Origin of the sequence: Rasiella sp. SM2506 (assembly GCF_050859505.1) — a bacterium.
In the GTDB taxonomy this organism is placed as follows: domain Bacteria; phylum Bacteroidota; class Bacteroidia; order Flavobacteriales; family Flavobacteriaceae; genus Marinirhabdus.
In genome coordinates this window covers 362,752-374,797 of the sequence record NZ_CP193934.1, presented here as the reverse complement: position 1 = coordinate 374,797, position 12,046 = coordinate 362,752, and the positions used below count along the sequence as shown (strand labels likewise).

Here is a 12,046-nt window from a genome sequence, read left to right as displayed (position 1 = left end):
TAACACCTTTTTCTATGGAATTTAAATTTGGAGGTTCAGAAATTAATCAGCGAACCGTTTTAGGTCATCCTTCGGGACTATTTGTATTATTCTTTACCGAAATGTGGGAACGGTTTTCGTACTATGGTATGCGAGCCTTATTGGTACTCTTTTTAGTAGCTTCTGTTTTAGATGAAGGCTTTGGATGGGAACGTTCAAAGGCTTTGTGGTTGTATGGAGTATATACTGGACTTGTTTATATCACTCCAATATTTGGTGGATTAATAGCAGATAAGCTTACGGGATATCGTAAAGCTGTGGTGTTAGGAGCCTTATTAATGACATTAGGACATGCGTCCATGGGATTAGAAGTATTCGCAAAACCATTTTTCTATGCAGGTCTAGGGCTTTTGATTATTGGGAATGGGTTATTTAAGCCGAATATTTCTTCAATGGTAGGTCAATTATATAAAAACCAAGGGAAAGAAAAAGATGCTGGATATACCATTTTTTATATGGGAATTAATGCAGGTGCCTTTTTAGGTATTTTATTGTGTGGTTATATTGGTGAATCTATTGGATGGCACTATGGCTTTGGATTAGCAGGTATTTTTATGTTCTTCGGAATGCTGCAATTCCACTTTGCACAAAAAATATTTGGACGTATTGGGCTTTCTCCTAAGGGAACTCAAGACTTTGATGATGCCCTAGACGACAGTCTAGAAGATACAAAAGACGCCATTGAAGACACTGTCGATGATGCAAAAAAATCTAAAGTAACGAAAGACCGTTTAATGGTAATCGGGGTTTTAGCCTTCTTTACTATTTTCTTCTGGTGGGCTTTTGAACAGGCAGGTGGTTCTATGACTATTTTCGCTGCAGATTACACAGACCGTGTTTTGGTAGGTGATGGAGCGATGACCTTTAAAATATTTAATACCATTCTTACAGTGGTTCCTATGCTAATTATTACTTGGGTTCTAGGTATGTTGTTTAAACAAACATATTCAAAATATGCACTCTCCAATATATTGCTAGGAACAAGTTTTGTTATTATATGGGCAATTGTAATATGGATGTTGGTGAGAGAGTTTAATGCAGAGGTTGCTGAAGTAAAAGCATCTTGGTTTGGAATTCTTAACTCCTTTTTTATTATTGCCTTTGCACCGTTGTTTTCTAAAATATGGCAAAGTAAATATAATCCTTCAGGACCCGTTAAATTTGCAATCGGGCTTATTCTATTAGGTCTTGGTTTTGGGATATTGGCCTATGGTTCAATGAGTATTCCATTAGGTGCTAAAACAGCTTCAGTAAGTATGATGTTCTTAGTATTTGCTTATTTATTTCATACGCTAGGAGAGCTTTGTGTTTCTCCTGTAGGTTTATCTTATGTAAGTAAATTGGCTCCTGTTAAATTGGTAGGACTCATGTTTGGAGTATGGTTTGTAGCTAATTTTATAGCCAACCTAGCAGCAGGTATCACAGGTAGTTATATGGATCCAATACTAGAAGAAAAAGGACTTTCTTATTTCTTTATGATATTCACATTAATACCTATTGGTGCAGGTGTAATAATGTTGATCTTAAATAAAACACTTATTAAGAAAATGCACGGAGTGCGTTAGGCAACACAATTAATATAAATAAAAAACGTTCCCATAGTGGAACGTTTTTTGTTGCTTTAATTTTGAAATTTAAAAATCTATTGCAATACTTAAAAGAAGAACAGATGAAGCATATATTCCTTTTTGCCTTACTACTAATCGCTGGCACCATGACCGCCCAAAAAATTAATTGGATGTCTATGGAAGAAGCCTTGGCGGCCCAAGAAAAAATACCAAAGAAAATATTCATGGACGTCTACACAACCTGGTGTGGGCCGTGTAAATTGCTGGATAAAAATACTTTCAGTGATAAACAAGTGGCAGATTATATAAACGAAAACTATTACGCAGTGAAGTTTAATGCCGAAGGAAATGAAGAAATAAATTATAACGATTTTACCTATACCAACCCAAACTATGTTCCGGAGAGAAAGGGGCGCAACTCCCAGCATTTGTTGGCACATGCGTTAAAGATTACCGGCTATCCAAGCTTAGTGTTTTTTGAAGAAGATGGGGTGTTAATTCAAGCAATTCCAGGTTATAAAACGCCATCGCAGTTAGAAATATATTTAAAAATGATTGCCAATAATGACTATAAAACGCTTACCACAGCTTTGGCGTGGCAAGAGTATCAAGAAAATTTTAAAGGAACTTTTAAGTAGTTGTTTTTAGTTAAGTGTTTCGACTATTTAAGTGTAAAGGCTCCCTTTGTGCCCGTGTGGTAAAAAGGGAGTTTCTTTTGTGTACACGTTTCCCGCCATCTATTTACATAACTACGGTAGTTGCTTCCGTCGGCTATAATTTGTTTGGGTTGCAGGCTCTCAATGAGCCGTTCTAAGTTCACTCTTGGACTGTGCGTTAAAAGTATGATAGTAGCTTCGGAATCGCTTGGATAAACGCCTAAACTGTCCAATACCAAGACAGATTGCTGCTGAAATATAAAATACTTCGGAAGGGGTTGTTCGGAATAAGACACAATAGCGGTTTCAGTTTTATAACTTTTAATGGGATAGCTTTCTGAAATTGCTGAAGCCAGGGTATCGGTTTTAAAAACTGTTAATCGTTTGTTTTCTTTAATCCCTATGAGCGAATTTCGGTTTTTGTTGAAGATGACCATTTCAGAATAACTTGATTGCTTCTTCTCCCAAATTAATATGACAAGTAATACTGAAAACGATATTAAGCAATAGAGCAATCTTCTATAATTATACTGTTTCCATAGTAAAACAAGGCTAACCAACATTAAATAACTTCCCGCCACCCATAACTTCGAAAACGGAATGTCTTGAAATAAAAAAGAATCTTGTTGTGCTATCCAAGAAATAAAGCTATTTAAAAGTGTAAGGCAATAATTGTAGCCTTCAGCAAAAAAATCGGGCAGCACATCAAACGCTGCTAAGATGACTAGTAGAAGTCCGCCAGCTAATAAAATGCCCAATACAGGAAGTATGACACAATTGGTCACAAAAAACAAGCCTGGAAATTGATGAAAATAATAGAGACTTAAAGGGACAATGCCTAATTGCGCAGTGATAGTCACGGTGATAATTCCCCAAAACAATCTATCCAAATAAAATTTTGGTTTATACAGTTTGTACAACTTTGGCTGTAGCCAAAGAATAGCAAACACCGCCAAATAGCTTAGTTGAAATCCAACGTGAAACAACCAATTAGGACGAAGTAAGAGCAATAAAAAGAATGATAAAAACAGTGTGTTAAAACTGTTGGTAGGCCGTTTAATAGACGTAGCAAACGTAAAAAATGAAAACATAGTCACTGCACGCACTACCGAAGGAGATAATCCTGCCAAAATAGCAAATCCCCAAAGCAGAACTACAATGATGATGCTTCTAGCCAAACTCCCATACTTTAAATAGGTGAGCGGTCTACAAATAAAGAGCAGTATAAAATATAGAATCCCCACATGCAATCCAGACACTGCTAAAATATGAATGGCGCCCGCCGCTGCATAGTCGTTATAAAGACTTTTGTCAATATCCCGACGCTGTCCTAAAACTAATGCTTGCAAAATGCTTCGTTCTTTATTTTGCAGTGGAGTGCTTTTTAATTTGTAGATAAGGTTGTTTCTGATGTTTTCTGAAAAACCTACGAGGGTTGTTTTTCCTTTTTCAGAACTAATAATATCACGATCATTTAGTTGCAGTTGTCCATAGACTCCCAATGTTTTCATATAATCGGCATACTTAAATTGATGTGGATTTTTAGGCGCTCTAACTGGCTCAAAATTGCCGGAAACCAATAGCAATTCGTCTACAGAACGTATGGGTTGTAAGGAATCTTTCCGAAGTAGGAGAAGTATTTTTCCTTTGGATTTAGCTTCGTTTATAGTTTGTATTTCGGCAATGTATTTAAGATTAAATGCATCTGGTTTTAGGGCTTCTGTAATTTTTAATTGTAATAGCTTATTTTCAGCGGAGGAGTAGTGTATAAAATGATTGGCCTGCGATTTGGGAAGCCGTAGCGAGTAATTAGCCAAACCAATAAAAAAGAAAAGAAAACATACTAGAATCCCAAAAAGAGGAGAAGGCTCTAGTTGTTTTTTATTCCATTGCCAAGAGACATATAGCAAGACAAGAAGCACAAGTGGTATGCTTATTAATGCAGAAGTTGTAATAGAAAAGAGTTCAAAATTTTCAGCCCAATAACCAGCTGTAATGCCCAGAGTAAGACACACCGCAAAACGAACGACAGAAAAATTTACATATGAAACCCCCATACAAACAGCCAGGCCAAAAGACCTTTGTTAGTAGGGAGTTGCAATTAAAGATACTAAAAATTTAAATAATTCTTCGCGCCTGTACAAAAGATTTGTCCCAATAGGCTTCAGAAAGATCACTAATGATCACACCTTGTGACGTCGTAGCATGTATAAATTTGAGGACACCACTTTTGTTGTATACCACCAGACCTACGTGATTAATAACGTTCTTACTTGGATTGGTCTGGAAGAAAACTAAATCCCCTTCCTCTGCCTTTAATAATGAAATACGCTCACCCTGAGTAGCCATGTCGCGGGAAATTCTGGGGAGTGTAATATTTTCTGTTGCAAACGAGGTGTAGATTAATCCGGAGCAATCCATTCCTTTTTTAGTAGTGCCACCAAATTTGTAACGGGTGCCTTCAAAACTTTTGGCGTGGTCTATGATTTTTCCAACGGCACTGTTAGGGCTACTAGTACTTTCTACTTTGTTAGGAGTACGTGTTTTTGTATACGTAGTTGATCTTTTTGAAGCCCCACAAGAGACTAAAAAAAGCAATAATAGAAGTACAGGTAGCAATTTTTTCATAGGGTAAATTTTGAATATTTAAAAGTACAAATCAATAGTGAGAAATTCTATTGTGCTAAGAACACTTATTAAAACGAAATTAACAATGGTTTCTTGCCTTTTTATACTTGAAATTTAAAGGGTAATCTGAAAACTTAGTGTTTTTCAAATACAATGTTTTATTGAGTTATATATCCTCAAACTATCTGCCAACCGAAGCACTTTTTTAATTGCAGCACTTATAATGTTGTGATTAGATTGCATTCAGGGTATGGTAGTGGTAATTTACTTAGGACTGAATCCTCAAGCTTGCAATAATCAACTTCGCAGTCTTTTCACTGGCACCTTTTCCACCTAATTTTTGTTCCAGATCGTAATAGTCTAAAAAGAGTCTGGCTCTCTGGTATTCGTCTAGGATATTCGTAAGTTCTTTTTTCAGATTTTTGGTATTCAAGTCTTTTTGAATAAGTTCTTTTACGACCTCTTTATCACTTATAAGATTCACTAATGAAATGTATTTCAGCGTAATAATACGTTTTGCAATTTCATACGAAATAGCACTTCCTTTATAGCAAACTACTTGCGGTACTTTAAACAAAGCAGTTTCCAGGGTAGCAGTTCCCGAAGTCACCAACGCTGCCGAAGATAAACTCAATAAATCGTATGTTTTGTTTGGAATAAACTTAACGTTCTGCTTTTTCAAAAAGGTTTCGTAAAATGAAGTGTCTTGACTGGGTGCACCCGCAATTACAAATTGATATCCCGGAAAATCTGAAACTACACTCAGCATCACCTCGAGCATTTTGTTGATTTCCTGTTTTCGGCTACCAGGAAGCAACGCGATAATAGGCCGTTCGTCTAGGCCATATAGAGTTTTAAATTGAACTGGATCTATTTGTTTTCTATCTGCAATAGCATCAATTAACGGATGGCCAACAAAATGTACGGGATACTGATACTGTTTGTAAAAATCGGCCACAAACGGAAGCACCACATACATATGGTCTATAGTAGCTTTAATAGTCTTTACACGGCTGGCACGAGAGGCCCAAACTTGCGGACTTATATAATAATGAGTGTTATACCCTTTGGGCTTTGCCCATTTTGCTATACGGAGATTAAATCCAGAGTTGTCTATAAATACTAAAGCATCAGGTTTAAAAGCTTCAATATCCTTTTTGCATTGCGAAATAAATTTAAAGACTTTACTTAAGTTGAAAAGTACTTCAGAAAAACCCATAAAGGCGCGCTCTTTATAGTGAGTCACTAAGGTTCCTCCTACTTCCTGCATTAAGTCACCACCCCAAAATCGTATTTCGGCTTCGGGATCTTCTTTAAATAGGGCTTGCATAAGATTGGATCCGTGTAGATCGCCAGATGCTTCGCCTGCAAGAATATAGTATTTCATCTGTTAAAAATTCTGCTTAAAGATACGGGAAACAAGCAATTAGTTACTAATAAAACTTAGCACCCAGAATTAAAAATGCTGCAATAAGTGTAGCCATAATAACTCCACGAGCTCGGTAGTACCGATTTTTTTTTAGAAAAAAGAAAAATAGCAAAAGGTTTAGTAAAGCGCCTAAGCCAATAATATTTCCCATCACGTCTTCCTCTAAGGCAACATTGATTGTGGTTTGTATACTGTATTTAGAAAAGAGTAAAATATACAGTATGCTTCCAATACAATTGGTGAGAAGTCCTAGTACAAAACCAATGGCGATGTTTTTTCCTATATGTTTTTTCATGACAAATCCCAAGAATTTATGTCCTTGATGGCGTGGTGTGCTGTTAAATCGAACTGAACGGGAACTACAGATACAAAATTATTGGCAAGTGCCCATTCATCGGTATCTTCACCTTTGTCTTCATTTACAAATTCGCCGGTGAGCCAATAATAATCACGACCTAAAGGGTTGGTGCGTTTGTCAAAATTTTCAACCCAATGGGCATTTGCCTGGCGACACACTTTTAGACCTTTCAATTCTTTTGCTGTAGCCTTAGGAAAGTTTACATTAAGCACAACTCCTTTTGGTAATCCGTTTTCTAAACATTGCTCGGCTACCTGCTTTACATATTTTTTTACGGGTTCAAAATCTGCATCCAGACTATAATCCAATAATGAAAATCCAATAGATGGGATGCCTTGTGTGCCAGCTTCAACGGCGGCGCTCATCGTACCGCTGTAGATTACATTTATGGAAGAGTTGCTTCCATGATTAATACCACTTACACAGAGGTCTGGTTTCCGTTTCAGAATTTCATTTACCGCAAGTTTTACACAATCGGCTGGCGTACCGCTACAACTATATTCTTTTTGAGGTTGATCTTTGTGGACTTCCACTTTGTCACAATACAAGGTGTTGTTAATGGTAATTGCGTGTCCCATTCCGCTTTGCGGAGAATCCGGAGCTACTACGTACACATCGCCTAAAGTGTTCATTACGTCAATAAGAGCCCGTATTCCTGGTGCTGTAATGCCGTCGTCATTGGTTACTAAAATAAGAGGTTTTTTTTTTGCCATTTTTCAATATACTAAGATTGTAAAAATACAGTTTATAATTAGGAAGACCGAAGTGCTGTTGCTGAAAATATCAGGAACACCCGTTTAACAAAACATTAGTACCCAATCCAACGCTTGGCACGGTTTTTTCTCTACTTTTAGCGTTCTAAAAAATTGGACAATGCATTTTATGAAAAAGAATATAAAAATTTTATTTCTTGGGGTTTTAATGGCTGTGACTTCTTGCAGCTTTGCTACCAAAGAATTTAACGATCCAGATAAAGATAAGGTGTTGCTAGACCTTATTACCTACGTATTAGAAAAAGGTCATTACAGTCCTTCAGACATAAACGATGCTTTTAGTATTTCTGTGTATGACGATTTTATAAATGCGATGGATCCTTTGAAACGATACTTTTTAGAATCAGATATTAAAGAATTCAGTAAATATAGAACCTCTATAGACGATCAAATAAAAAGTAAGGATCTTTCATTTTTTAATTTGGTATACGAACGTTTTATACAACGAAATGAAGAAGGAAGAAAGCGCTACAAAGAGGTGTTGGAAATGCCTTTTGACTATAGCGTAGCCGAAAAAATAAATGTAGATTACGATAACTTACTATATGTAAATACTGAAAAAGAAATGAAAGATCGTTGGAGACAGCAGTTGAAATTTTCTACACTCTCTAATTATTACGATCTGGTTGAAGAAAAAAATAATGCCGCCAAAGCTCAAAAAGAAGCTACAGAAAATGGCGAAACGTATGAGCCTTCAGAAAATGCAAACCTTACCAAAATCGAAATAGAAGAAAAGTCCAGAACACAAACTAAAGCATCACTGGATGAATATTTTGAATTTATAGATGATCTAGAGCGCAAAGATTACTTTGCCACTTTTTTAACTACTATTGTTGAGGAGTTTGACCCCCACACCAATTATTTTGCCCCGCCAGACCGAGATCGTTTCGATCTGCAAATGAGTGGAAAGTTGGAAGGTATTGGAGCGCGACTTCAGAAGAAAAACGATTACATTAAAGTTGTAGATGTTATTAGTGGAGGCCCAGCCTGGAGAGGTGAACACCTTGAAGTAGGGGATCTTATTGCAAAAGTGCGTCAAGAAGATGAGAAAGAGTCGGTGAGTGTTGTAGGGATGCGAGTTGATGATGCCGTTAAACTAATTAAGGGGCCAAAAGGAACCAAAGTTACACTTACCATTAAAGGAGTAGACGGGACTACAAGAGATGAAACCATTACAAGAGATGTTGTCGAATTAGAAGAAACCTACGCAAAATCCACTGTGATTGAAAAAACAGATAAAAAGTTTGGTCTTATTAATTTACCGGCCTTCTATTTTGATATGGAAAATTATAAAGAGCGCAACTCTGCCAGCGATGTAAAACTTGAAATTGAACGTCTTAAAAAAGAAGGTGTAGAAGGATTAGTATTGGATCTTCGTAACAATGGTGGGGGTTCTTTAAGAACCGCTGTGGATATTGCAGGCTTGTTTATTAAAGAAGGACCTGTAGTACAGGTGTCTTCTAGTAGTGGAAAAGAAGTGCTGGAAGATAAAGATGATAGCATTTTATGGGATGGTCCCCTTGTAATTCTGGTAAACGAATTATCTGCTTCTGCTTCTGAAATTTTAGCAGCCGCCATGCAAGATTACAAGCGCGCCATTATAATTGGTAGCGAGCAATCCTACGGAAAAGGAACTGTACAAAATTTAGTAGATCTTAACCAATGGTTGCGTAAAAGTGATATGGGAGATATGGGAGCGCTTAAAATGACTACCCAAAAATTCTACCGTGTAAATGGTGGGTCTACGCAGTTAGAAGGCGTGAAGAGCGATGTTGTGATGCCAGACCGTTTTAGCTATATAGATGTTGGTGAGCGTGATTATGATAACCCGTTGCCTTACGACAAAATAGATCCAGCTACATACGACATATGGGATGGTTCTGTAAGCTTTGATGAAGTCATTTCAAAAAGTAAAGCTAGAATGGCAAAAAGCGAACAATTAGCATTAATTGATGAAAATGCACATTGGATTAAAAAACGTCGTGACGAACTTGATGTAACTTTAAATTTTGACGAATATTACGCCGAAATTGAAAAACGCAAAGCCGAAACCAAAAAGTTTGACGCCATTGATGAATATGATAATAAACTGAACTACACATCACTTCCAGATGAAGTTGCTTTAATGAAACAAGACACAACCTTACGAGAAAAACGTAAGAGATGGCATAAAAGTTTAGCAAAAGATATTTATGTGGAAGAAGCTATTAATGTTTTGGAAGACTTGAAAGGAACTAATATAAAGGCTAAAAAAGTAGCTAATATTAAAAACTAAAAACAGATTTGGTTTCTTAGTGAAGCCGAAGTAAATAATTTAAAACCTGCCTAACAGTTAAAAGTTGGGCAGGTTTTTTTGTAGTTTTATCCAGTGAAAAATCAGTCTACTTCGCTTACTAAAATTGCGCTCCAAAAGTTTAAGAAAAACTTTTGGGGTATGTTTAGTTTGTCGTTTTTAGTACTGTGCACGCTCGTAGCAGTTTTTGCTTACGCCATTGCCCCAGACAATTCGCAGAATGCCAACCAGATGCATCTGTCCATACATTCCAAAGTGCCGGGATTTACTGTAAAAATGCTTACAATCCCTTCGGCAGTGGAAGATGGTAATGGGTTTGCTTCTTTTTTCTTCGGAAAGAAAACAACGGCTTCCGAAATTCCTATTTCAGCATTTGAAACTACACCTAATGGAATTTTAATCACCGAATATTCTGGAGACGGCACCAACGGACTTCAGAAAGAATACAAAACGTCCCTTTTTCCAAAAGTGAAATCTCCAGAAGCTATTGCAAAAAAGTATGTTTCAGAAAAAAAGTTTCTTCTAGGAACCGATAAATACGGACGCGATCTTTTGAGCAGAATGTTAGTGGGTATTCGTATTTCACTGGCCATTGGCTTTGTAGCGGTGTTTATATCATTGGTTATTGGTGTTGCCCTAGGAGCGATTGCGGGCTATTTTGGTGGCAAAGTAGATGCTGCTATTATGTGGCTCATAAATGTTACCTGGTCTATCCCTACATTGCTTTTAGTGATTGCAATTACCTTAGCGTTAGGAAAAGGATTCTGGCAGGTTTTTATTGCCGTGGGACTCACCATGTGGGTGGAAGTAGCGCGTGTGGTAAGAGGGCAGGTGATGGGAGTAAAACAAATGCAATATGTAACCGCAGCGAGAGCATTGGGATATACCGATTTCAGGATAATTTTTAAACATATTTTGCCTAATGCTATGGCGCCAGTGATTATTATTTCGGCAGCCAACTTTGCCGGGGCCATTTTAATTGAAAGTGGTTTGAGTTTTTTAGGAATAGGAGCACAGCCGCCCACACCAAGTTGGGGAGGAATTATTAAAGACCATTATAGTTATATTATTTTAGGAAAACCTTTCTTAGCAATTATTCCTGGGCTGGCTATTATGAGTTTGGTAACTGCCTTTATGCTAATTGGGAATGCGTTGAGAGATGCGCTGGATGTAAAAGCTTAAATTGAATTTTAAATGAACCGAAAATACCTATACCCACTCCTTATTATTGTTGTTACAGCTGCACTTTATTATGGCGAAAAGTACGTGGACAAGAAGAATGAAGACTATCCTAAAACCAGCAGTACTAATAACAGTTATTCAGAATTTGACGATCGGTTTTTACCTACGTCAACAACAGGCGTGCTAGTTTCACACCAGTATTTCACCTTGTCTTATTCTGAAGATCACGAACAAGCAGAGTGGGTAGCCTATGAACTGAAGAAAAGCCAAATAAAAAACAGCGATTTTAAACGCCCCTATTTTGTCATGGATAGAAGTGTAGCGTCAGGCTCGGCAGATTGGCGTAGCTATAAAAATTCTGGATATGATAGAGGACATTTAGTTCCCGCAGCAGACCGTGAGTTTGACTATGACGCATATCACGAAACTTTTTTAACTAGTAATATAAGCCCTCAGAATAATGAGTTTAATGGTGGTGTTTGGAACAAACTCGAACAAAAGACCCGCTCTTGGGCAAAAAAATATGACGGTGTATTTGTAATTACAGGCGGTGTTTTGGAGGATGGATTATCTACCATTGGCGATGATCGCGTTTCAGTACCCAAAGAGTTTTATAAAATAATTTTCGACAAACGGAAAGATGGTAATAAAGTAATTGCCTTCCTAATTCCGAATGCCCCTACAGATAAATCTTTTTACGATTATACAGTTTCCGTAGACGAGATAGAAGCCAAAACCGGAATAGATTTCTTTTCACAATTTTCTAAAACTGTTCAGGAGAACCTAGAAAGTGGAGTGGATAGGAAGGGATGGTGACTTCGGTACAATTTATTTTATACTTTTCTGCTTACAATAAAATCACTCAACTACCTTTGGTGCAGCTTTTAATTAAATTTCGGCTAAAATTCACTTATCTGAGATGAATAATGTTGTTAAAAACACCCATGGATGTAAGGTTCCTGAGTGATTTTAATTTATAACGCTGTGACAAATTAAAATAGTATCGAAGGGCCGCCTTCGCACGTATTTTTTTGTGCTTTCAGCTTACAAAAAAAAACTGGCTCGCCACCCCAGAAATAGTTAGGTGTACTAATAGTTTCCACCATCTAATCTAACAAAA

The 12,046-nt window shown here is 37.1% G+C and carries 10 protein-coding genes; 5 read left to right on the top strand and 5 right to left on the bottom strand.

The genetic code is table 11. The annotated features are described in order from the left end of the window. The first annotated feature begins 14 nt into the window (after positions 1-14). Together ACQ2HF_RS01800 and ACQ2HF_RS01795 are read left to right on the top strand one after the other, a co-directional pair. Positions 15-1,604: a peptide MFS transporter gene (locus ACQ2HF_RS01800; RefSeq protein WP_432411804.1), complete on the top strand. Its 1,590-nt coding sequence runs from the start codon at positions 15-17 to the stop codon at positions 1,602-1,604. A gap of 104 nt (positions 1,605-1,708) precedes the next feature. Continuing rightward, complete coding sequence (locus ACQ2HF_RS01795; protein WP_432411803.1) at positions 1,709-2,245, top strand: thioredoxin family protein; 537 nt, start codon at positions 1,709-1,711, stop codon at positions 2,243-2,245. Positions 2,246-2,268: 23 nt separating this feature from the next. On the opposite strand, the gene ACQ2HF_RS01790 is transcribed toward ACQ2HF_RS01795, so the two are convergent. From ACQ2HF_RS01790 to surE, 5 genes are all read right to left on the bottom strand, one after another. After that, a complete protein-coding gene (locus ACQ2HF_RS01790) occupies positions 2,269-4,320 on the bottom strand; it encodes a ComEC/Rec2 family competence protein (RefSeq protein WP_432411802.1) in 2,052 nt (683 codons plus the stop codon). Positions 4,321-4,381: 61 nt separating this feature from the next. Continuing rightward, positions 4,382-4,891: a C40 family peptidase gene (locus ACQ2HF_RS01785; RefSeq protein ID WP_432411801.1), complete on the bottom strand. Its 510-nt coding sequence runs from the start codon at positions 4,889-4,891 to the stop codon at positions 4,382-4,384. Between the two features lie 268 nt (positions 4,892-5,159). Then, complete coding sequence (gene lpxB, locus ACQ2HF_RS01780; RefSeq protein ID WP_432411800.1) at positions 5,160-6,278, bottom strand: lipid-A-disaccharide synthase; 1,119 nt, start codon at positions 6,276-6,278, stop codon at positions 5,160-5,162. A 46-nt stretch (positions 6,279-6,324) separates the two neighbouring features. Further along, a complete protein-coding gene (locus ACQ2HF_RS01775; RefSeq protein WP_432411799.1) occupies positions 6,325-6,615 on the bottom strand; it encodes a hypothetical protein in 291 nt (96 codons plus the stop codon). Then, the gene (gene surE, locus ACQ2HF_RS01770) at positions 6,612-7,391 is read right to left on the bottom strand and encodes a 5'/3'-nucleotidase SurE (protein ID WP_432411798.1); all 780 of its coding nucleotides are present in this window, start codon (positions 7,389-7,391) and stop codon (positions 6,612-6,614) included. Before surE ends, ACQ2HF_RS01775 begins: the two co-directional genes overlap by 4 nt. Before the next feature lie 169 nt (positions 7,392-7,560). On the opposite strand from surE, the gene ACQ2HF_RS01765 reads away from it, so the two are divergent. The 3 genes from ACQ2HF_RS01765 to ACQ2HF_RS01755 all read left to right on the top strand — a co-directional run bounded on the left by ACQ2HF_RS01765 (position 7,561) and on the right by ACQ2HF_RS01755 (position 11,742). Next, entirely contained in the window at positions 7,561-9,726 is a 2,166-nt protein-coding gene (locus ACQ2HF_RS01765) for a carboxy terminal-processing peptidase (protein ID WP_432411797.1), read from the top strand. Positions 9,727-9,819: 93 nt separating this feature from the next. Further along, a complete protein-coding gene (locus ACQ2HF_RS01760) occupies positions 9,820-10,926 on the top strand; it encodes an ABC transporter permease (RefSeq protein ID WP_432411796.1) in 1,107 nt (368 codons plus the stop codon). Between the two features lie 12 nt (positions 10,927-10,938). After that, positions 10,939-11,742, top strand: coding sequence for a DNA/RNA non-specific endonuclease (locus ACQ2HF_RS01755; protein ID WP_432411795.1), 804 nt, complete (start codon positions 10,939-10,941; stop codon positions 11,740-11,742). Positions 11,743-12,046 lie beyond the last annotated feature (304 nt).

Excerpts from the sequence above, each read along its gene's own strand:
- lpxB (WP_432411800.1), bottom strand. The coding sequence starts at position 6,278 with ATGAAATACTATATTCTTGCAGGCGAAGCATCTGGCGATCTACACGGA.
- ACQ2HF_RS01790 (WP_432411802.1), bottom strand. The coding sequence starts at position 4,320 with ATGGGGGTTTCATATGTAAATTTTTCTGTCGTTCGTTTTGCGGTGTGT.
- ACQ2HF_RS01785 (WP_432411801.1), bottom strand. The coding sequence starts at position 4,891 with ATGAAAAAATTGCTACCTGTACTTCTATTATTGCTTTTTTTAGTCTCT.
- ACQ2HF_RS01775 (WP_432411799.1), bottom strand. The coding sequence starts at position 6,615 with ATGAAAAAACATATAGGAAAAAACATCGCCATTGGTTTTGTACTAGGA.
- ACQ2HF_RS01765 (WP_432411797.1), top strand. The coding sequence starts at position 7,561 with ATGAAAAAGAATATAAAAATTTTATTTCTTGGGGTTTTAATGGCTGTG.
- ACQ2HF_RS01755 (WP_432411795.1), top strand. The coding sequence starts at position 10,939 with ATGAACCGAAAATACCTATACCCACTCCTTATTATTGTTGTTACAGCT.
- surE (WP_432411798.1), bottom strand. The coding sequence starts at position 7,391 with ATGGCAAAAAAAAAACCTCTTATTTTAGTAACCAATGACGACGGCATT.
- ACQ2HF_RS01800 (WP_432411804.1), top strand. The coding sequence starts at position 15 with ATGGAATTTAAATTTGGAGGTTCAGAAATTAATCAGCGAACCGTTTTA.
- ACQ2HF_RS01795 (WP_432411803.1), top strand. The coding sequence starts at position 1,709 with ATGAAGCATATATTCCTTTTTGCCTTACTACTAATCGCTGGCACCATG.